This is a genomic window from Candidatus Methanoplasma cognatum, from assembly GCA_009777615.1.
GTDB lineage: Archaea > Thermoplasmatota > Thermoplasmata > Methanomassiliicoccales > Methanomethylophilaceae > Methanoplasma > Methanoplasma cognatum.
The window spans coordinates 451,865-472,500 of the sequence record WRLM01000001.1 but is presented as its reverse complement, the minus strand read 5'-3'; the positions used below and the strand labels follow the sequence as shown (position 1 = coordinate 472,500).

Sequence of the window (20,636 nt, the reverse complement as noted above, 5' to 3'; positions counted from 1 at the left end):
GACTAGTGCGAGATTTAAATAAAAATTAAGCGATTGCGGTCTGTGGAAATATCTGAAGCCCGCTTACTGAAGATCCTGATGCTCAGCTTAGGACTGATAATGCTGCTGACCACCGTATGGGCAAGCATAAAAGCGGAAGATTTTCAGGATAAGGCCCTTCAGAATATGGGCGGGATAGTCTTCGGCGTCATGACCCTGACCTTCGGATTGAATATTGATGATACGTACAAAACAAAAACGTCGCTTCTGACAGGGTTCGTGCTCGTCATCGGCACCGCCTTCGCCACCAGGGAATTCTGTTACCTGACCGCATCTCTGGCTGAGACGGGAGTGAGTTTCGTCTCGATGGTGATCATACCTTTCATCGGCGTGATGATGGGCTTCGTTCTGTCGGGGTCTTCAGGCCATATTTCTGGAAGAAAAAAGAGCAGATTCGTCAAGGTCATTTGGGCAATGGTCGTCCTGTCATTCGTGGGCATCACTGTGCTGATGGTATACCGCATAATCGAACTGCTGCCGCTGTTCGGTACGACTCCCGCGTTCTATGCGGTGCTGATAGGGTATTTCTGTTATCTTGCCATCTTCGTCTACGGAATGCATGCGATGTTCTCCGACGAAATAAGATACACCATGAAGATAGGGGTCACGCCCGCGCCGGAAGAAGGGTCCTGATCCTTTCGTCATTTAGGATTTATTGCCTTCCCTTATCATTTTCTACGTACACCGCATAGATGTGCGTGACCTTTGTGATGGGCGTCATGAAGCTGAACTCCGGCCCGTTGGGGGATTCCGACCAATGGGAGAACCTCATTCCCTTCGGAGGCCTCGGGTCCGCCGGCCTGCTTACCAAGCGTCCGATGAACACTGAACTTGTCCATGTCGGCCGACCGTTCATAGGACTGAAGACCACGCTGCGCCTGTTCTTCTCCTCTCCGGATGTTTCCGCTCCTCCGGCGAACATCCCCTGCTGGAAAACGTTGGATATCGCGGCCTGGGATGCGATGCTCGATCCTCCCGCCATTCCTATCGGTATTATGCCGAAGCTTGCCACTACGGATGCGAAGACCACAGCCGCCACGACTGCGCCGTCCGTTGTATCGAACCCGCCGTCACCGTCATCGACGATGCCTCCCTCCCTCCATTGCGCATAGAGCGTAATGCTGCCTGTGACGCCTGTGTTGAAATCCCACCTGGTGCCGCCCTCCGCGGCGGTGAACCAGCCCTCAAGTGAGTAGCCCTGCCGCGAGACCTGAGGCGCCGTTACCCTCTGCCCTTCTCCGACCTGTACCGTTGTGACCAAGGCGCCGTTGCATGGATCAAAGGTAACGGTGAACATCGTGAGCTCCTCCCATTGCGCATATAGCACCATGCTTGCCGTTACCGGCGAACTGAAGTTCCACATTGTGCCGCCTTCCGCGGCCGTGAACCATCCCTTGAACTCGTAGCCGTTGCGCACGGGATCCGCCGGCTTTGGAACTGTGCCTCCGTACGGAACGGACACCATATTAGATTGCTCTCCGTTCCTGAATTCGACCGATACTGCCGGGGGGTCCGCCGCCGCCCATACTCCGTAAACGATCATATTGCCGTCCGGATGCGTGTCGTTGGGGTCCCAGTCATTACCGTGTTCATCCACCCATTTGACCAGTCTCATGCCGTTCACTGTCCCGTACAGGGGGGCCCCTATCGTTACATCGGGCACAACGACCTTCACCACAGGCGTCAGACTGCCGTTCTGGGGTTCGAACACGATCACGAAATCCTCTCCCCATGTCGCAAAATATACCATATCGATAGTGAATTCGCCGAGCATCGTGCCATACGTGTCTACAACGAACATGGGATCCGGCATAGCGGCACCATATTCCGTACTCCAGCCCAAGAAACGCAGCTCCGGGTGCATCAGCAGCGTGTACCAATAATCCGGAGGAAGCGAAACGCTGCCGTCTTCGCCGGCGATGGCGGCCGCCTTGTCATAATCTATTCCGATCCCTTCCTCAAGCATGAACCGGTATCGATCCCCTATATTGTAGCCGGAATAAGGATATATGTCCCAATATCCTCCCATCGCAAAGAAAACGGCCGTATCTATGCTTACCGATCCGAGATCTGTAAGTTCGCTCCTGGGCTTACCTCTTTGATCCTTCTCCGGTGCGCCTGCGGCCCCCCAGCCGTCGGCATCTCCGAACGGCAGTATCGGTACCGTTATTATTTCCGCAGGTTCGGCCAATATCACTGGGGTGTAGATCACCGCTCCCGTTGCGGTCTCTATCTCTGCCGGAACTGATATTAATTCCATCGGAGGTTCCGCCGACCTGTCCAGCTGGCTGAATCCCGCCTGCGACCCGTCATTTCCTTCGTTGCCCGCGAAATAAGGGAATATACTGTCATGGATCTCCAGTCCGACCCCGTCGATATTCCGGTCGAGTGTCGTAATGCAGCTGTCCTCATCCAATATCGTACTTGTAAAGCCTTCGTCATAGCCGTATTGACACACGAATATGTTGTTGACCATATCTACGACGGACTCATACCAGATTATCTCCAGGGACGCCGGCACCAGCACGTCCGACCCGTCATTGTACACATAATAGTTGTCAAGGAATGTGTTGTTGGTCAGTTCGACCTGCGCATCCTCTATAACAACACATCCCATGCGGTCGTCCGCATTGATGGAGGCTCTGTCCAAGAGCATATTGTTCCAGAAAGTGGAGTTTACTATCTCGCCCGTCATGCCTACTATGTATAACATCGTCGGGGGGCCAGTGAGGTAGTCTCCCATATAATTCGAACAGAAGGTGGTGTCCGAGATCAGGAAAGAAATTGGGGCGGAATAAATGTCAAGGCTCACTACGGGATCGGCGAGGGGATAATAATTGGATCCCAACCAGCCGAACTGACACTGCTCTATCACTATACTCCCTGTGGCGACCCCCGATACGGAGACCGCCGGGCCGCCGGTGATGCCGTCCTTGGAAGTGAACAAGGAACCGGATATGCTAAGGTCCAGTGTAATTCCGGTGACACTCTCCGGCAGCGTTACTTCCACTGAATACGAGAACTGCGGCCCGACGAAGGTGCAGTCCCTGATGGACAGTTCCGATCTTTCCATGCCGTCAGAATCGATCTCTATTGAAGTGTTATCTATGTAGCAGTTCTCGACGGAGACCTTTCCGTCCGTTGCGGCGTACACGCATGTATTTACGTAGCCATAGAAGGTCGAATACAGAACCGAATCCGTTATGGTAAGATCCCCGCTTTCGACCGTGATATCTATATCGGACCCGCCTTGTATGATACACGACCTGATCACCAGGTCGCTGCAGTTGGAAACGATCGTATGGTCGCGGTTTCCGGCGAACACTACGTTCTCGAAGACGACTCTGTCGCCGCCTCCGCCGGTTTCGATCTCCATCGCATAGCCTTCTATGATAAGATTCTCAAACACGTATGTGCCCATGTTGCCAGCCGCGATCACGAACAAAGGGTCAGGACTCAGGGCACTGTCAGACACCGTTGTGGGAACCCCTCCCCTCATTCCGTCTATGGTTACCGTCGCACCCGCTGACAGGGCCGGCAGAATTACAGTGGCTGACGGCAGATACGGATCGTCCGGACCCAATGATCCTAAGTCAGCCAAAAGATCATCTATCGTGTCGGCATCGACGGATGTCGCCGTCTGATCGACAAAGATAACTGCAAGTGATGTGAATAGCACCAGCGACAGTGTGGTTATGATTATCTTTTTCTTATATGCTGACACTATGAAACAGAAGTATACAACATATAGTTAAACTTTAGCTATTATATAGACGAACGGCGGTTCTTTCGATCCGTGAGGGGTCGGCGCGTCAGCGAAAAGTTTTATAAACAGCAGGTATAATCCGCAAGCCACCACATGGCCGGGATGGGGTAGCTTGGTTATCCTAGGGGACTGTGGATCCCTTGACTCGGGTTCAAATCTCGGTCCCGGCCCCTTCTTTAACTTTTACCCCATCGGTAAGGGAGTGATCATATGGCATGGAACGGAAAGCTGAAAAGGATCGATGATAACAGATGGGAGATACCGAAGGAAGAGTTCCCCTTCATGAGGACCAATGCGATAATATACGCCAGCGAGAGCATGATAGGCCAGATCCGCGCGGACAACGCCCCGCAGCAGGCCGCCAACGTCGCCTGCCTCCCCGGGATCGTCGGAAGCTCCATGGCGATGCCCGACATACACTGGGGATACGGCTTCCCCATCGGAGGAGTTGCCGCCGTCAATGCGGACAGCGGGTCGATATCTCCGGGGGGGATAGGTTTCGACATAAACTGCGGGGTCCGTCTGATAAAAACGGACCTAACCGTAAAAGACCTGGAGGGGAAGGTCGACGTCCTTGTGGACGAGCTCTACAAGAACGTGCCTTCCGGGCTCGGCTCGAAGGGCCTTACGAAGATCGGTAACAGGGAGATGGACGACATACTCCTGAACGGTTCGGAATGGGCGGTCAAGAACGGGTACGGCTGGGAACGCGACATAGAGGTAACGGAAGAGAAAGGGCGCATGCCCGACGCGGACCCGTCCACTGTGAGCGACAAAGCCCGCAAGAGAGGGATACCTCAGCTCGGCTCCCTCGGATCCGGCAACCACTTCCTGGAACTGGATGTTGTCGACGATGTTTACGACAAAGATGTGGCGAAGAAGTTCGGACTGAAGGAGGGTACCGTCACGATCACTGTGCACTGCGGTTCGAGAGGATGCGGCCATCAGATCGCGACGGAATACCTTCAGGAGATGGAGAGGTACGTCAGGAACAATAACATAAAGCTCCCCGACAGACAGCTCGCCTGCGCTCCCCTCGATTCGAAGCTCGGCGACGATTACTACAAAGCGATGTGCTGCGGCGCGAACTACGCTTGGGCGAACAGGCAGATGATAACCCATTGGGTCAGGGAGTCCTTCGAGAATATCCTCGGAGACACGGCGGAGAGTATGGGGATGGATATGGTCTACGACGTGGCGCACAACATCGCGAAGAAAGAACGCCATGATGTTGAGAAGCACTCGGAGAATGTGCTGGTGCATAGGAAGGGATCGACCCGCGCATTCGCCGCTGGACGCTCCGAGATAACCCCCATGTATAGGGACACGGGGCAGCCGGTGATCATTCCGGGAGATATGAAGGTCGGGACATACGTTCTGGTCGGGAAGAAGGGCGCCATGGAAGAAACGTTCGGTTCAACATGCCACGGCGCGGGGCGGAAGATGTCCAGAACGGCGGCTCTCGGCAGTCTCAAGGTGTCCGATATAAGGAACGAAATGAAAAAGAGCAATATCTACCTCAGGAGCGGGTCCGATGAAGGGCTGCTGGAGGAGGCTCCGGCCGCATACAAGGATGTGGATGAGGTCATCAGAGTGGTCTGCGCCGCGGGGCTTACGGACAAAGTGGCAAAGCTCACTCCGATAGGCGTCGTCAAAGGTTGAGTATCTTTCCGGAAGCTCTGCGGACCGCATCCTTATGCTCTTCGGGAGAAGCGATCAGCAGCGACCAGCCGAAGGCGTCCCTCGACTGAAGCGCCTTTGCGACCGGCGACAGCCGGGTCAGGGCCTTGACCTTACCCTCGGGATCGAGTATCGAAACATCAGTCTTACCGATGCTCATCTTCGAGAGCAGTATCGAGCTCGGGGGGATATCGACCACAACATCCGAGACGTCCACTCCCGCGCGGTCCGCTATCTCTCCTTCGAGTTGTTTCCTTTTCGGATATGAAGTGAATTCCGAAAGCTGCGACAGCATGTCCTCGGACGTGTCCTCGCTGAATTTCGTTATGACCTTTTTATAAAGGACCCTGTTCTGGACCGACCTGGCTATCTTGGAGGACGTTCCCCCTTCCTCAATAAGGCGGTTCATCAGCTCCGCATCATTCCAAAGGTATATTCCGCTGACGTCAAGGGCTGACGCCTCAACGGATTTCATAAGCATCATCTTGATTATCCTGACCGTTCTGTGGAAATAGACCGAAGAGTGCATGAGTGACCTGGATACCATCAGGCCTTCGGCGGCCGGCTTCCCGCCTTTTTCGATCACGATCCTGTCATTGTGGACCCTCATGGTCCCTATAAGTCTGTCAATGTCCACCTTCCCGTGGGAGACGCCGGTGTAATATGCGTCCCTGACGAGATAGTCCATCTGGTCGGCGTCCACCGGCCCGTGTATTATCTGGTGTATGAAGTCCTTTGGTGAGAAGTGCTGCGCCCTCTTTCCGTCGCTGAAGGCATCCAGACTTTCGTCCCTGGATCGGGGATACAATATCAGGTCGCACACTTTCCCCGGCGGGATCCCGCTCATTTCCAGGACCTCGGATATCGGCGGGACGCCTCCGAAAAGATCTTCGTCCCTTTCGCAGTACGTCCTTACCTCGCCTTTGATGAGCTTTTCCGCCATTTCCATGTGATTCATTCCGGTTACGTGCTCAAAGATCTCCTCCGTCGTGTGTGAGAAAGGAGTATGACAGATATCATGCAGAAGCCCCGCCGCCCTTATCGCCGATGCGTCCTCTTCGGAGAGCCCGATGGAGGACGCCATCCTGCCCGCTAGATGGTAGACGCCCAGAGAATGCTCGAATCTCGTATGGTTCGCGCCTGGGAATACCATGTTTCCCAGGCCGAGCTGACTCACCCCCCTCAGTCTCTGCATCTCATGCCTGTCTAGGATCGTCAGGAACGGCTCGTCCACTACGATGCTGCCGTGGACCGGATCATGTATCACTTTGGATATCTCTGACATGTTCACTCTCTGTATGTTATTCTGCATTTATCGATGTTCAGGCCGCTGGGGCTGAGTATCATCAGTCTGTCGGATACCTCGGTGAAGGCGCCGCTGATATCCTTTGCGACCTCCAGAAGGCGTTTTGCGATCTCCCTTTTTGCCGCGTCCCCTTCGGCGAACCTTGAGAAATCCAGCACCAGTATGTTCCCCCGGTACGCCATGTCCGTCAGCGCTTTCAGGTCGCGGTACGACGTGACCTCCACAGCCTTTATCTTAGCGTCCGACTGCGCATACATGGGCGCGCTGTGCTCGTTCAGATCAACGAATACCTTCCCCTTCCGTTCCTCTTTCTTCCTGCCGAACACCCCGTCACTCCCCGGTCTTCCAAAGCTTATCTCCAACGTTATGAATGCTCTTTATTGCCTTTCCTGGCTTTTTTTGGATGAGTTCCTCTCCGCTCCTTTCCGAGACGCCTATGGCAAGCGGCATCCCGTTCTTGACATCCTTTATCCAGACAAGGTCCCCGGTTTTTATGGTGGGATCCGCCTCGACTATGCCCGGGCCCATGCAGTCCGCTCCGTTGGTTATGAAGGGGACCGCCCCCATGTCCACTGTGACGTATCTTCTGACGGGCCTGTACTTTATCACGCCTCTCACCGTCAGGAACGGCCTTCCGCCGTGGACCAGGCCGAGGATGTCGCCGCCTACGAACAACAGGTCGAAGTCCGAACTCTCAGCGAAGTCCACGGGGTCATCCTCAGTGAAGACCGGAACCCCTAGCGCTTCTTCCAGTTCGGACGATATCGTCTTTATCTCCTTGCTCCTCATCCTCTTTCTTTTTCTTATTCTGACGTCTGCCATTTCGTTTCTCTCATGTCCCTAAAAGTTTTCATACTTTTGCTTTAAAGCGAGCGCAGGTCGTGCCATAAACAGGGCAACAGGGGAATAACTTGGGGAACTTATAAAATGCGCAAGCCTGTTTCTGTGGTTAAGGGACAGATAGAAAGAGGGTACGAAAATGGGGATCAGTATAGGAATATGCGAGACGGAAGCCGAGAGCGCATTGTGCAGGGACCTGAGAATGAAAGTAGTAAGAGTGCGCGTGGACGATGTCTCCGGTATGGAGGGTCTCGCCGGATATGATGACGTAGTGTCTCTGGAGGACGCCCGCTCCCTTGTGGACGATTGGGATGCTTTTCTAAAAAGGAACCGGATCAATGCCGAGACAGACGCGATATACATGGACAAACTGAAAAATGATCCGGACATCAAGCTCCTCGGGCCCAAGGCGGTCAGGACCAGCACCGGCTGGGTAGATATGGATAAAGTAAGCGCCTCGGACAAAGAGAAAGTACTGGCCGCATCCAAAAAAGAGAACCGCCTTTCCGGATGGGACATGCTGTCCTTCGACGAAATGAACGAGATGTGCCTGAAATGCAAACTATCCTGGGACAAGGGCCGCGGATGCATCGGGTCCTTCGGACCGAACGACAGCCTGCTCCCCGGCATAGCCGAGAAGAGAGGTTGCAAAATCGTAGCTTCCGTGCCTGAGGGGGCACAAAGCGGCAGGATATATACCCCGGAGGATGCCAAGATACTTCTGAAAGAGATAGAGATACTGACAAAGGCGCTTCCCGAAGAAGGCAAGATGATGGTCAGGCGCTACGGGGGGCCCCTGGAACGCATGAACGCCGTGGCGAACATCTCTGTCAGCGAAGGCTGCGGATTCTATTTCTTCTGATCAGAGGCCGTTCAGCTTGGTGATGGTCCAGGCCATCTCCTTTGCAAGGCTGACGACCCCTTTCATACCTTCTTTGTCATTCTGATACTGGGGGGAATTGAGGGCGGTCACGATCGGCCCGGGGATCCCTCCGCATACGATCATCTGATTCCTGAGCATCCAGTAGACCAACTGGGAGTAAACCATCGAACCTCCTTCGTGGGCGTTCACGACGATCGCCCCTCCGACCTTCCTCCTCAATCCTTTGTCCCCCTTTTCCAGGATCATTCCCGTCCTCTCAAGGAATATCTTCATCTGCGAAGAACATGCCCCGTAGTAACAAGGGGATGCTAGGATGACCCCGTCGGCCTCCCTCATCTTATCGACGATCTCGTTAAGATCATCGTCTTCGAGAATACATCTCCCGTCCCCTCTGATCTCGCAGGACCTGCAGTCATTGCAGAGAGTGAACCTCGAAGAATACAGTTGGATGTGCTCTGTCTCTATGCCCTCTTTCTCCAGCTCGTCGGACACTTCGTGGAGTATGTTGCTTGTGTTGCCGATCAGCCGAGGGCTGCCGTTGAGAGCTATGACCTTCATGACCTACGGAAACAGGGTTGCGGATAAAACATTTATCACTCAAAGCCGAAGATCCGCCTTCATCTCGATCGCGTGTATGATATTGCCGTCGTGGTCTTTGAATGAGGTGGAAACTCCCAGCGGCGTCCTTGCCGGATCCTTTACGAAGACCACTCCGTCATCGATCAGCCGCCTGTGAAGGTCATACGGGTTCTCGACTCCGAGGAATATCCCCGTGTCCGCCCCGGTAGCATCAGACACTTTCAGAAGGAGCGTTGCGCCGTTCCTTCTTACCGCCGCCTCCCCCTCTTTTTTGTAAAGAACATCCATTCCCAGCAGCCCGCTGTAAAAGGACAGCGCCCGGTCGATATCGGCGCATGGGACCGTCGCTGAGAATATGGACTCCGGGAGCCCTTCCTCCGTGTATAAAAAATTCCCTCCGCCTGGATCACCTATGGGCATAGACGGAGTCACGGCTTTTTCGGATATATCCGTTACTATGACGTGGCAGTGTCCGTATGCCGGACCATGCTCCCATATCAGCGTATGAACAGCAGTTCCCTGTACTTAGGAAGAGGCCACATCTGGTCGTCCACTATGTTCTCGAGCGAGTCGACATAGCCCCTCATGCTGTCCATACGGGGGATCAGCCTATCGTGATACGCCATGGCCATCTCGCGCCCTTCCAGCAGGGAGAACTCATCACACATCCGGTCCATGTCGTCGGCCGCCGTTCTGATGTAGTTGATGTAGTCCGCTATCTCCTTTATCTGCCGCAGTTCCTGAGGAGAATATTTTTCGAACTCCTCGTCGGTGAAGAGCTCCCTGCTCTTCAGTACATTGTCGAACAGGACATTCTGGAATCTTATCGCCACGGGTATCACGTGGTTGTATGCCAGGTCGCTCAGCACCCTCGATTCTATCTCAACCTTCTTGGAATAGTGTTCCCACGCGACCTCGTTCCTCGCCCTGAGTTCGACCTCCGAAAGCACCCCGGTGTCCTCATACATCTTTATCGTCATGGGAGCCGTGAAGTGGTCCAGTATCACTGGGACGGAGCTCTCCGTGTCTAGGCCGCGGCGTTCAGCTTCTTTCTTCCACTCGTCAGAGTATCCGTTGCCGTCGAAACATACGGCCCTGCACGCCCTGTAGGTTTCGCGCGTCTCATCGAGGACCGCCTTCATCACAGGTTCGCCTGCCGATATCCTCTTGTCGACCGCTTCCTTGAACTGTCTGAGCTGGTATGCGACCGCCGTGTTCAGCACTGTCATGGGGGATGCGCAGTTCGCCGACGACCCCGCCGCCCTGAACTCAAAGCGGTTCCCTGTGAACGCGAAGGGCGACGTCCTGTTCCTGTCTGTGTTATCTACGAGCAGCTCGGGGACCTGAGGTATGCCCACGCTGTGTCCTTTCTTGTCCTCCATCTTGACCACATTCTCTGTGCCGAGGAGTTCCTCGAAGGCCGCCGTTATCTGTTTCCCCAGAAATGAGGACATTATTGCCGGCGGCGCCTCGTTCGCCCCGAGCCTGTGGGCGTTCGACGCAGAGACTATGGATGCCTTGAGAAGCCCGTTGTTATCATACACCGCTTTCAGAACGTTCGCCATGAATGCGAAGAACCTGAGGTTCTCCTCGTCCGTCTTCCCGGGTGAGAGGAGCGCGGTGCCGTCGTCCGTGCCCAGTGACCAGTTGCAGTGTTTGCCGGACCCGTTGATCCCTTTGAACGGCTTCTCGTGGAATAGGACCTTGAACTTGTGACGGTCGGCCACCCTCCTCATTATTGACATAAGCAGAAGGTTGTGATCCACTGCCAGGTCCATCTCCTCGAACACCGGGGCGATCTCGAACTGGTTCGGAGCGACCTCGTTGTGCCTTGTCTTCAGAGGTATCCCGAGTTTATATCCTTCGTATTCCACTTCCTTCATGAACTCCATAACCCTCGGAGGTATGGATCCGAAGTAATGGTCGTCCAGTTGCTGGTTCCTCGCGCTGTCGTGCCCTATGAGCGTCCTGTCCGAGAGCATCAGGTCCGGGCGCAGCACATACAGAGAACTGTCCACAAGGAAGTATTCCTGTTCCCAACCGAGATAGGAGAATACGGCGGCATCCCCCATCCCGAAATATGCCAGGACATCCGAGGCCGCCTTCTTCACGGCGGATGTGGACCTCATAAGGGGGGTCTTATAATCAAGGGCCTCGCCTGTGTAAGATATGAACACCGTCGGTATGCACAGACAGTCCCCGAGTATGAAAGCGGGCGAAGACGGGTCCCAAGCGGTGTATCCTCTCGCTTCGAATGTGTTCCTCAGTCCTCCGCTGGGGAAGGATGAGGCATCCGGCTCCTGCTGGCACAGCTTGTTTCCGCTGAACTCTTCCAGTGATCTGCCCTGTATGTGCGGTTCGGCAAAGGAGTCGTGTTTTTCGGCGGTCCCTCCTGTCAGGGGCTGGAACCAGTGCGTATAGTGGGTCGCTCCCATGTCCATGGCCCAGCGCTTCATCCCGGACGCTACGTGCTCTCCGATCCACTTGTCAAGGGTCACGCCCTTTTCGATCGACTCATAAACTATCATCCTTGTCTCGGAGGAGAGGTATTTTCTCATTGCCTCCCTGTTGAATACGTTACATCCGTAGTAAGAGGACGTGTCTCTCGCCGGCGGCGCTGCCGCAATCGGTTCCCTTTCAAAAGCCTGCTCTATTGCGCTGAACCTTCCTGGCATGGGAACCGATTTCACTGATTACTAATATACTTTTCCAGACAGAAACCGCCAATATGCGATCATTTTAGGTCAAAACTCCGATACATAATGTACCTTAAACTTTCCCTCACGGCCGCTTGCGAAAACAGAACGGTTGCGGTAACAAGGTTTTTTATCCTTTTTACATATGGTCGCAAGCAATACCATGATCGCGGAACTGACGATCCCAAAAAAAGGGCGGCGGAACGCCGAAGAGGTGGCCCGATGGAGGTGACCGTTTCGCTGGCCGACTATGGCGTAGGCAATCTTCACTCGATAAATAAGGCGCTTAGGAACGCCGGAGGGGACGTCAGGGTGGTGACCGACATGAGGGATCTGATCGATTCCGAATGTATAGTATTCCCCGGCGTGGGCGCATTCGACAGAACGATGGAGAGACTCATCCCTTACAGGGACGATATCCGTGCGGTGCTAGGATCCGGAGTGCCCGTACTGGGCATCTGCATAGGAATGCACATACTCTTCGACGGAAGCGAGGAGGGCGGCACGGAAGGATTGGGCCTCATATCCGGCAGAGTAAAGCGTCTGACCGCTGGGCAGGTCCCGCACATGGGGTGGAATTCCGTAGACGCCGAAGACGAGATATTCGGAGGGGTGGACAGCAGATATTTCTATTTCGCGCACTCCTACTTCGGTAGCCCGGAGGACCGTTCCCTGGTGATCGGAACGACGGAACACGGCGGCGCGGAGATACCGGTACTGTTCAGAAAAAAGAACGTGTACGGTTGCCAATTCCATCCTGAGAAGAGCGGCCTTTCTGGAGGCCGGTTTATAAGGAATTTCATAGAATTCGCAAAGGAGCGGCAATGAATAAAACACTGAGGCAAAGCGCGGGGGACGTCATTTTAAGGGGGACCGCATAATGCTCACAAAAAGGATAATCCCATGTCTGGACGTCAGGGACGGAAAGGTTGTAAAAGGCGTCAGGTTCCAGAACCTCAGGGACGTGGGGCATCCGCCGGACCTAGCCGGGGAGTACGAGGCACAGGGCGCCGACGAAGTGGTGTTCCTAGACATATCGGCCACGCTGGAGGCAAGAGATACGATGCTGCGCATAGTTTCCGAGACGGCGGAAAGGCTGTTCGTGCCGCTGACGGTCGGCGGGGGGATAAGGACAAAGCAGGACATGAGGGCTGCGCTCAGCGCGGGTGCGGACAAGGTATCAGTCAATTCAGCCGCAGTGGCGGACCCGTCGATAATAAGAGAGTGCGCGGATGATTTCGGGAGACAGTGCGTAGTGGTGGCAATAGACGCCAGGAAGAAGGACGGCCGCTGGGAGGTACATACGCACGGAGGAACGGTACCTGCAAATATCGACGCGGTCGAGTGGGCCGGAAAGGTTGAGGACCTCGGGGCGGGGGAGATCCTCCTGACGTCCATGGACGCCGACGGCGTCGGGAAAGGTTACGACATCGCCCTTACGGCGGCGGTCGCCGACGCCGTGTCGATACCGGTGATCGCATCCGGAGGTGTCGGTTCCATGGAGCACATATATCAGGTGTTCGCACAGACAGGCGCGGCGGCCGCTCTGGCGGCCTCTATATTCCATTATAACGAGTGTAGCGTCGGTCAGGTAAAGGAATACCTCAGAGACAGAGGCGTGGCGGTAAGATGAGGTTCGGCGGAACGGGCCGCCGGGACATGTGCTCCGCATATCGCACGGGCGGGATCTCTTTGGGAATTTGTCTTTCCCGCCCCTCACCGCCTGCGGCGTTCTTTTTTGTGATCTGACCCGGGGCGTTGTAGGGAAGTCGCTACTTTTTATTATCGTTTGAAGCATCGAATACCGTAACCTTTGACCGTTCAACAAAGGAAATGTTTATACCCAAAACGAAAATGTGCTGTTCGATGAATACAGGAAAGAAAACATCCGGCAATAGAGAAAAGGTTGTTTTGGCTTATTCGGGCGGTCTCGATACGTCGGTTGCTATCAGGTGGCTGCAGGAAAAGTATGACCTGGACGTCATAGCGGTCGCGGTCAACGTGGGACAGCCTGACAGCAAGGACGACATAATCTCAAGGGCGAAGACCATCGGCGCGATAAAGGCCGAGTATGTGGACGCGAGAGAAGAGTTCGTAACGGATTACATATGGCCCTCGCTGAAAGCCAACGCCATGTACCAAGGCGTCTACCCGCTGAGCACGGCTGTCGCAAGGCCGGTCATCATCAAGAAGCTTGTGGAGATCGCAAGGGAGGAGGGTGCGAAGTACATAGCGCACGGGTGTACGGCAAAGGGCAACGACCAGGTGCGCTTCGACGTGGGGATAATGTCGCTCGGCCCGGAATTGAAAATAATAGCTCCTATGAGGGACTGGGTGATGACGCGCGAGGAGGCGGTCGAGTACGCTCGCGCCAACAACCTCCCGATAGCATTGAAGAAAAAGAGCCCGTATTCCATAGACGAGAACCTTTGGGGGAGGAGCTGCGAGTGCGGGCCCCTTGAGGACCCTTGGATGGAGCCGCCGGAGGACTCGTGCGACTGGACAACGCCTCCGGAGGACGCACCGAACGAGCCTGAGTATCTGGAGATAATGTTCGAAAAAGGCATACCGGTCGGATACAACGGAGAGAGGAAGGACGGCGTCACACTGATAACGGAGCTGAACAGGATCGCGTCAAGGCACGGCATCGGGCGCATCGACCACATCGAGGACCGCCTGATCGGAGTGAAGAGCAGGGAGACATACGAATGCCCCGCCGCGATACTGCTGATCGCGGCGCACAGAGACATGGAGTTCCTAACTGTCCAGAAGAACGTCCTCGAGTTCAAGAGAGGCGTCGAGCAGAAGTATTCCGAGCTGGTATACAACGGGCTTTGGTTCGGCGCCCTCCGCGAGTCGCTGGACAGGTTCGTGGATGATACGCAGAAGTTCGTCACCGGGACTGTGAGGATGAAGCTCTTCAAGGGGAGCGCGGCCGCCATCGGAAGAAGATCGGATTATTCGCTCTACGAAGAGGGTTTATCCACTTACTCCAAAGGAGATTGTTTCGATCACGCGTCGGCCGTCGGGTTCATCTATTGCTGGGGGCTGCCTGACAAGACGGCGGCGAAGGCCCACATGAAAAGCAAGAAGTGATAACATGGGACAAAAGGCTCTTTGGTCCGGCAGGTACGACGGCGGCATGGACGATTCGACACTCGAGTTCACATCATCGCTTGATACGGACCTTGCTCTGGGATTCTATGATATCATGGGTTCCATAGCACATGTGACGATGCTGAGGGATTGCGGCGTCCTTTCCGGCGGCGACGCAGGCGAGATGATCGAGGGGCTGAGGGCCATTCTGAAAGATGTGAAGGAGGAGAGGCTAGAGATCGACTGCGGCCTAGAGGATATACACACAAACATAGAGCATGCCCTTACTATGCTCAAAGGTCCGGTCGGGGGAAAGCTGCACACGGGCAGGAGCAGGAACGACCAAGTCGCGACGGACCTCAGGATGTATCTGCGCGATGCGGTGCTTGAGGCGGCAAAGGACATCGACATCCTTATCAAAACGCTTACGGACCTGGCAAGCAACTCGCTAACTGTGATAATGCCCGGGTTCACGCATATGCAACATGCCCAGCCAGTTACGGCGGCGCAGCACATGATGGCGCACGCATTCAGGCTCGGCAGGGATGCCGAAAGGTTTCTGGAATCATTTGAGCGTATCAACGTATGCCCGCTGGGCGCCGGCGCGCTGGCCGGCACCACATACCCCATCGACCGTAAACAGACGTCAGACCTGCTGGGATTCGGACGCCCCACGGAGAATTCGATGGACAGCGTCAGCGACAGGGACTTTGTGATAGAGACCGCATTCTGCGCATCGATGCTGGCGGTTCACCTGTCGTCAATGGCGGAAGAGCTCATATTGTGGTCGTCGCCGGAGTTTGGCTTCATAGAGATGGACGACAGATATACGACAGGGTCATCGATGATGCCCCAGAAGAAGAACCCGGATGTCGCCGAACTCATAAGAGGAAGAACGGGAGGCATAATAGGGGACCTCGTCGCCGCATTGGTGCTCATGAAAGGCCTGCCGCTGACATACAACCGCGACCTGCAGGAAGACAAGAAAATAATAATGGGGTCGGTGCACACCGCAATACAATGCACGCTGATGATGTCAAAGATCATTTCCACAATGAGATTCGATGCGGACCGCATGTCCGATCTCACAAAGAAGGGATACATCAACGCGACCGACATGGCGGACTACCTTGTGGCGAAGGGTATGCCCTTCCGCGAGGCGTACGGGGCCGTAGGCTCGGCGGTGAGATTCTGCATCCGCGAGAAAAGAGGACTGGAAGAGCTGACACTGTCTGAGATGAAAGAGTTCTCCGGCCTTATAGACGACGACGTGTTCGATGTCTTACCAATCGAAAAATGTGTGGAGAGGCGCTGTTCCCTCGGCGGGACATCCCCGCGGAGCGTCGAAGCGCAGATATCCGGAACGCTCAGTTCCCTCACGGACAGAGAGGGCCGCATAAGCCGGAAGATATCCGCGATCAATGACTGCTGGAACAAGCTTGCAGATTAACGGCGCGGAACCGATGGTCGCTAGACTGCTGTAAAATTATTCATCCGGACCCCACTATCCTCTTGAATTTATCAAACAGGAAGGAGGTGTCGTGCGGCCCGGGAGCGGCTTCCGGATGATACTGTGCGGTGAATATCGGAAGGTCCCTGTGGCGCATGCCTTCCACGGACCCGTCGTTAGCATTGAATTGGTCGGCGATCAGTCCCGTACCATCCAGACTGTCAGCGTCAACCGCGAATCCATGGTTCTGTGATGTTATGTAAATGCGCCCCTCATACTTGACAGGCTGATTGCAGCCGCGGTGCCCGAACCTCATCTTATATGTCTCGGCACCGAATGCCAGCGATACTATCTGGTTCCCGTAGCATATGCCCATCATCGGCAGCTGCGACGACAGATCGCTCACTGTCTTCACTGCGGTCCTCATCATATCTGGATGCGCCGGGTCCCCCGGGCCGTTGGACACCAGTACGCCGTTGATGCCGGTATCGATCGCCTTCTGCGCAGGCGTGTCATAAGGAAGGATGACGACATTGAACCTCTCGGAAAGCTCTCTCAGGATGCTGCTCTTCATGCCGCAGTCTATCACGCCCACCGTCAGGTCCTTTTTGTTGTCGATCCTCACAATGCTTTTACTGGAGACCTCCGAGACAAGATTGCTTTCTGACGGCGCGGGGGTCTCCTTTGCCTTCCTGACGGCATCCTCCGCACCCCCTCCGTGGACGATCACGCCCCTGAGCGTACCGGCCTGCCTGATCTTTATCACCAATTCTCTGGTATCTATTCCGGATATCCCGGGTATCCTATGCCTTTTCATGAACGTATCTATCGTTTCGCCGCCGTACATCCTGGATGGTTCCTTGCAATACTCGCGGACAACAAGTCCCCGTATATGCGCACCCTCGGATTGGTTGAGCCCGTCGCACATTCCGTAATTCCCTACCATGGGATACGTCATGATAAGTATCTGTCCTCTGAAAGAGGGGTCGGTCATACTTTCCTGATATCCGCTCATTCCGGTGGAGAAAACTACCTCTCCGAAAACATCGTCCGTATGACCGAACGATTCCCCCTCCATTACCGATCCGTCCTCCAGTGCAAGATAACTCCGCATCATCGGGATGATTTCAACCCTGATGCCCAATATAATATTTGCCGTAACGCCTGAACAGAGGTTTTGTCCTATTGTCTGACAGCGGACAAACCGGCCCTTGCTGAACGGGCCGCTGATGCGGTCACGGCCTTCGGCCGAGAGTGTCCTTTGTCGCCGACACTATTTCAGACGATGAGTATCTCCCGCCCGTTTCCTTCATCACGTGTCCGATCACCCTGTTGACGGCCTTTTCGTTCCTCTTTATCTCACCGATGATCTCGGGATGCGCATCCAGATAATCATTGATTATCTTCTCCAGATCAGCACTTTGCTCCATTGCGGACCCTGCATCTGCGCCTGTCATATAGGCCTTCAACTTGATGTCCGTCTCTATGTCCGTCATTTCGCCTCCGGAGAACCTTCTTATTATGTCCACTATCCCTTCCGGATCCTTCCCCGCCGCCTCGAAAGCCTTCCAATTGGCACTCACTGTCCCCGTGACCCACGACACCGCCGTCTGTGGGGAGCCGGTCTCTTTAGCGATCTTATCGAAAATCTCGGCCAGGCCGGCGGACATCGAGACGATCTGGTCAGCGGTCCTCATATCGATCTTATGGTCCCTGCTGAGCCTTGAGGCTATGCTGACGGTGCTCTCCTTTATCGATATCGATCTCACGAGCTCCCCTATGCGGAATATGCCCAGGTCCGGCTCGTCAATGTAGCCGTAGTCCGCCTCATATTCCTTCTTCCTGACAGACACAGTAACTCCTCTTTCCTCATCGAAGCGCCTGGTCTCCCTCTCTACCTTTCCTCCCGCCTTCAGGACCTTTGTCTGTCTTATCGCTTCGAAGGTCAGCGCCCTCTCGACATTCCTCAGACCGGTGACGTTCTTCACCTCCGCCCTTTCATCTCCGATCGATATGTTACAGTCACAACGGATGCTTCTCTCCCCGTCATTGGGGAGGTCTATTGTGTGGCGGATGTCCGCTATCAGCTGCCTGAGGAACTCCCTGGCCTCCGCCGGAGAGGAGAGATCGGGGTCGGTCACTATCTCCGCAAGCGCGATACCGCACCTGTTATAATCCACCATGGATGACTGATCGCCTACCCTCTTCGTCTTGCCTGGGTCCTCCTCAAGCTGTATCCTGGTGATCCCGATGGGTTTCTTCCCATGCATACGATAGACGCCGCCCCTCCCGACGGGGTTGTCGTACTGTGTGATCTGGACGCTCCTGCTCATGTCCGGATAGAAGTATGTCTTTCTGGAGAACCATATGGTCTCGGGGATCTCGCAGCCCAGCATCTTCGCCAGCATTATGCCGTACTCGACCGCCTTCCTGTTCATCATGGGTTTGCTGCCCGGCATACCCAGACATATGGGGCATACGTGTGTGTTGGGGACGTCCGTGATGGCGGTCGGGCAGGAACAGAACATCTTGGACGCGGTCGGAAGCTGCACATGTATCTCAAGACCTATCCTCACGGCGACACCTCCGGCCGTCTCACGCTGAATAAGGAGTCCCATTCCTCCGCGAAGGTCACAAGAGGGTCCTCCTCCCAATGGTCCGTGACAACCTGCATCCCTATGGGCATCCCGTTCCCGTCGTAACCGCACGGGACTGACATATGGGGCATGCCAGCCAGGTCCGGGGGGCATGTGAGAAAGTCCGCGCTGTATGTTTCCATAGGGGTCATTTTCGATATCTCGCCAAACTTCGGGGAGACGAACGGCATTGTGGGCGTAAGAACGGCGCCGTATTCCCTGAATACTTCCTTGTAAGATGCGATCACGTGGAGTCTGACCTTGAGCGCTTTGGCATAGTATCGGTCCCTGAACCCCTCCATCCTGATATACGTTCCCAGAAGGATCCTCCTCTTTGCCTCATCCCCGAAGTATCTCGTCCTGAACGATGTGAAATAATCATCGAACTTCAGGGAAAGATCCCCCTCCTGCTGCCCGTACCTCATCCCGACATACCTGGCAAGGTTCGTGGACGCCTCGGACGTCGCTATTATGAAATATGCCGGCGGCGCGTATCTAAGCGACGGCATGCTTATTTTCCTTATCTCGACACCGGCGGCCCTCAGTGTGTCCAGGGAGCGTTCGAAAGCGGAAAGGACATCCTTGCTTACGCCGGCCAGGGACTCCTCGGGCACCGCTGCCGACCCTATCTTTTTGCCTTTCAGCTCAAGGACGGGCTGGGCGCATGAGGTCGGGTCCCTCGGGTCCTTCCCGGAAATCACCGGAAGAAATCTGGCGATCATTCCGGGGTCCGAGGATATCAGACCCACTTTGTCCAGGGAGCTGCCGTAATCCACCAGGCCGTGCCTCGATACTCTTCCGTATGTCGGCACGATCCCGTATGTCCCGCAGAAGCTTGCGGGACAGCACACGGAGCCTCCGGTGGACGCCCCCAGCGATATATGCCCGTCGATGACCGCCGCGGCGCATGCCGAACCCCCCGACGACCCGCCGCACGACCTTTCGAGATCAAAAGGATTCTTCGGGACGCCGTATGCCGAATTCGTGCAGAATGTGCCGAACCCGAACTCGTCCATGTTGTTCTTCCCTATCAGCTTCCCTCCGGCCGCCCTCATCCTCTCGATGGGGGCGGCATCGAACATCGGACGATATCCGTCCAGTATCTTGGAGCCGCAGCGCGTCTGCATATCGGCGGACGTCAGGCTGTCCTTTGCGGAGAACAGGAATTCGTGGCTGCCTACGTCCGGGCCGTCGGCTATGCTGCTGAACATGGAATACTTCTCGTTCAGCGCATGGAGGCGGGCGAGAATATCATTCATAATAGTCTCGGCCCCCTCACGTAGCCATCGTATGTTTTCATGTCCTTAAGAAGTTCGCCGGGATCGATGAAGATACCGGGCACGTCATCCCTAAGAATGTCCGTGATCTCCACAGGGTTCACGCCGCATCCCTCTCCTTCCGGCGACCCGTCGATCAGGCTGAAATAATCAAGTATCTCGGCCAGGTCCTTGCCGTATCTTTCAAGCTCCTCATCGCTGAGCGCAAGATGCGCGGTCTTCGCGACCCTTTTGATGGTCTTCCTGTCCATTATGACCTACGGATTCTCTCTTTTGTTATAATTTTTATCCCTGACTCACAAGACTGATACTGCGGCTCAGAATTCTTCATTGCCGCGTATCAAAGCCTGCGGACGCTATGCGCGCAGAAGCGGGAGGGAATGAGTTT

The 20,636-nt window shown here is 55.1% G+C and carries 18 protein-coding genes and 1 tRNA gene; 8 read left to right on the top strand and 11 right to left on the bottom strand.

The features are described from left to right. Positions 1-42: 42 nt before the first annotated feature. Positions 43-672, top strand: coding sequence for a hypothetical protein (locus tag FWG96_02105; GenBank protein ID MCL2032054.1), 630 nt, complete (start codon positions 43-45; stop codon positions 670-672). 19 nt (positions 673-691) lie between these two features. Here the strand turns inward: FWG96_02105 and FWG96_02100 are convergent, their stop codons facing one another. Then, on the bottom strand, positions 692-3,763 hold the full coding sequence (locus FWG96_02100; GenBank protein MCL2032053.1) for an InlB B-repeat-containing protein: 3,072 nt from the start codon (positions 3,761-3,763) through the stop codon (positions 692-694). A gap of 138 nt (positions 3,764-3,901) precedes the next feature. On the opposite strand from FWG96_02100, the gene FWG96_02095 reads away from it, so the two are divergent. Then, positions 3,902-3,975: transfer RNA gene (locus FWG96_02095), tRNA-His, on the top strand. A 40-nt stretch (positions 3,976-4,015) separates the two neighbouring features. Then, positions 4,016-5,467 (top strand): RtcB family protein, encoded by a 1,452-nt coding sequence (locus FWG96_02090; protein MCL2032052.1) that lies wholly within the window; start codon positions 4,016-4,018, stop codon positions 5,465-5,467. Here FWG96_02090 and FWG96_02085 read toward each other — a convergent pair. From FWG96_02085 to FWG96_02075, 3 genes are read right to left on the bottom strand one after another with little or no spacing between them, the layout of a single operon-like run. Further along, positions 5,457-6,770 carry an HD domain-containing protein gene (locus FWG96_02085; GenBank protein ID MCL2032051.1) on the bottom strand — a complete coding sequence of 438 codons (1,314 nt, stop codon included), beginning with the start codon at positions 6,768-6,770 and terminating at the stop codon, positions 5,457-5,459. The two genes, FWG96_02090 and FWG96_02085, sit on opposite strands and share 11 nt — an antisense overlap. Before the next feature lie 2 nt (positions 6,771-6,772). Further along, positions 6,773-7,117, bottom strand: a complete 345-nt coding sequence (sepF, locus tag FWG96_02080) for a cell division protein SepF (GenBank protein ID MCL2032050.1) — start codon at positions 7,115-7,117, stop codon at positions 6,773-6,775. A gap of 4 nt (positions 7,118-7,121) precedes the next feature. Next, positions 7,122-7,613 carry an RNA-binding protein gene (locus tag FWG96_02075; GenBank protein ID MCL2032049.1) on the bottom strand — a complete coding sequence of 164 codons (492 nt, stop codon included), beginning with the start codon at positions 7,611-7,613 and terminating at the stop codon, positions 7,122-7,124. A gap of 157 nt (positions 7,614-7,770) precedes the next feature. Between FWG96_02075 and FWG96_02070 the strand changes: the two genes are divergently transcribed. Beyond that, on the top strand, positions 7,771-8,493 hold the full coding sequence (locus FWG96_02070; protein MCL2032048.1) for a hypothetical protein: 723 nt from the start codon (positions 7,771-7,773) through the stop codon (positions 8,491-8,493). Here FWG96_02070 and FWG96_02065 read toward each other — a convergent pair whose 3' ends face one another. From FWG96_02065 to FWG96_02055, 3 genes are all read right to left on the bottom strand, one after another. Then, positions 8,494-9,072, bottom strand: coding sequence for a flavodoxin family protein (locus FWG96_02065; protein MCL2032047.1), 579 nt, complete (start codon positions 9,070-9,072; stop codon positions 8,494-8,496). A gap of 39 nt (positions 9,073-9,111) precedes the next feature. Beyond that, entirely contained in the window at positions 9,112-9,513 is a 402-nt protein-coding gene (locus FWG96_02060; GenBank protein ID MCL2032046.1) for a VOC family protein, read from the bottom strand. A 77-nt stretch (positions 9,514-9,590) separates the two neighbouring features. Next, positions 9,591-11,768: a glutamine synthetase III gene (locus FWG96_02055; protein ID MCL2032045.1), complete on the bottom strand. Its 2,178-nt coding sequence runs from the start codon at positions 11,766-11,768 to the stop codon at positions 9,591-9,593. Between the two features lie 243 nt (positions 11,769-12,011). Here FWG96_02055 and hisH point away from each other — a divergent pair, with 243 nt between their 5' ends. The 4 genes from hisH to argH all read left to right on the top strand — a co-directional run bounded on the left by hisH (position 12,012) and on the right by argH (position 16,335). Further along, the gene (hisH, locus tag FWG96_02050) at positions 12,012-12,617 is read left to right on the top strand and encodes an imidazole glycerol phosphate synthase subunit HisH (GenBank protein ID MCL2032044.1); all 606 of its coding nucleotides are present in this window, start codon (positions 12,012-12,014) and stop codon (positions 12,615-12,617) included. A gap of 52 nt (positions 12,618-12,669) precedes the next feature. Continuing rightward, positions 12,670-13,422 (top strand): imidazole glycerol phosphate synthase subunit HisF, encoded by a 753-nt coding sequence (gene hisF / locus FWG96_02045; protein MCL2032043.1) that lies wholly within the window; start codon positions 12,670-12,672, stop codon positions 13,420-13,422. Positions 13,423-13,655: 233 nt separating this feature from the next. Beyond that, positions 13,656-14,885 (top strand): argininosuccinate synthase, encoded by a 1,230-nt coding sequence (locus FWG96_02040; GenBank protein ID MCL2032042.1) that lies wholly within the window; start codon positions 13,656-13,658, stop codon positions 14,883-14,885. 4 nt (positions 14,886-14,889) lie between these two features. Then, on the top strand, positions 14,890-16,335 hold the full coding sequence (gene argH / locus FWG96_02035) for an argininosuccinate lyase (protein ID MCL2032041.1): 1,446 nt from the start codon (positions 14,890-14,892) through the stop codon (positions 16,333-16,335). 40 nt (positions 16,336-16,375) lie between these two features. On the opposite strand, the gene carA is transcribed toward argH, so the two are convergent. From carA to FWG96_02015, 4 genes are all read right to left on the bottom strand, one after another. Then, the gene (gene carA / locus FWG96_02030) at positions 16,376-17,452 is read right to left on the bottom strand and encodes a glutamine-hydrolyzing carbamoyl-phosphate synthase small subunit (GenBank protein MCL2032040.1); all 1,077 of its coding nucleotides are present in this window, start codon (positions 17,450-17,452) and stop codon (positions 16,376-16,378) included. A gap of 118 nt (positions 17,453-17,570) precedes the next feature. Next, positions 17,571-18,911 (bottom strand): Asp-tRNA(Asn)/Glu-tRNA(Gln) amidotransferase subunit GatB, encoded by a 1,341-nt coding sequence (gene gatB, locus FWG96_02025; GenBank protein ID MCL2032039.1) that lies wholly within the window; start codon positions 18,909-18,911, stop codon positions 17,571-17,573. After that, positions 18,908-20,230 (bottom strand): amidase family protein, encoded by a 1,323-nt coding sequence (locus FWG96_02020; GenBank protein ID MCL2032038.1) that lies wholly within the window; start codon positions 20,228-20,230, stop codon positions 18,908-18,910. Before FWG96_02020 ends, gatB begins: the two co-directional genes overlap by 4 nt. Then, entirely contained in the window at positions 20,227-20,499 is a 273-nt protein-coding gene (locus tag FWG96_02015) for an aspartyl/glutamyl-tRNA amidotransferase subunit C (protein ID MCL2032037.1), read from the bottom strand. Before FWG96_02015 ends, FWG96_02020 begins: the two co-directional genes overlap by 4 nt. Positions 20,500-20,636 lie beyond the last annotated feature (137 nt).

Bases quoted from the DNA above. Each gene is read 5' to 3' on its own strand.
- FWG96_02085 (MCL2032051.1), bottom strand. From the start codon at position 6,770: ATGTCAGAGATATCCAAAGTGATACATGATCCGGTCCACGGCAGCATC.
- FWG96_02015 (MCL2032037.1), bottom strand. From the start codon at position 20,499: ATGGACAGGAAGACCATCAAAAGGGTCGCGAAGACCGCGCATCTTGCG.
- carA (MCL2032040.1), bottom strand. From the start codon at position 17,452: ATGATGCGGAGTTATCTTGCACTGGAGGACGGATCGGTAATGGAGGGG.
- argH (MCL2032041.1), top strand. From the start codon at position 14,890: ATGGGACAAAAGGCTCTTTGGTCCGGCAGGTACGACGGCGGCATGGAC.
- FWG96_02060 (MCL2032046.1), bottom strand. From the start codon at position 9,513: ATGCCCATAGGTGATCCAGGCGGAGGGAATTTTTTATACACGGAGGAA.
- hisH (MCL2032044.1), top strand. From the start codon at position 12,012: ATGGAGGTGACCGTTTCGCTGGCCGACTATGGCGTAGGCAATCTTCAC.
- hisF (MCL2032043.1), top strand. From the start codon at position 12,670: ATGCTCACAAAAAGGATAATCCCATGTCTGGACGTCAGGGACGGAAAG.
- FWG96_02090 (MCL2032052.1), top strand. From the start codon at position 4,016: ATGGCATGGAACGGAAAGCTGAAAAGGATCGATGATAACAGATGGGAG.
- FWG96_02020 (MCL2032038.1), bottom strand. From the start codon at position 20,230: ATGAATGATATTCTCGCCCGCCTCCATGCGCTGAACGAGAAGTATTCC.
- FWG96_02040 (MCL2032042.1), top strand. From the start codon at position 13,656: ATGAATACAGGAAAGAAAACATCCGGCAATAGAGAAAAGGTTGTTTTG.
- FWG96_02055 (MCL2032045.1), bottom strand. From the start codon at position 11,768: ATGCCAGGAAGGTTCAGCGCAATAGAGCAGGCTTTTGAAAGGGAACCG.
- FWG96_02070 (MCL2032048.1), top strand. From the start codon at position 7,771: ATGGGGATCAGTATAGGAATATGCGAGACGGAAGCCGAGAGCGCATTG.
- FWG96_02065 (MCL2032047.1), bottom strand. From the start codon at position 9,072: ATGAAGGTCATAGCTCTCAACGGCAGCCCTCGGCTGATCGGCAACACA.
- FWG96_02075 (MCL2032049.1), bottom strand. From the start codon at position 7,613: ATGGCAGACGTCAGAATAAGAAAAAGAAAGAGGATGAGGAGCAAGGAG.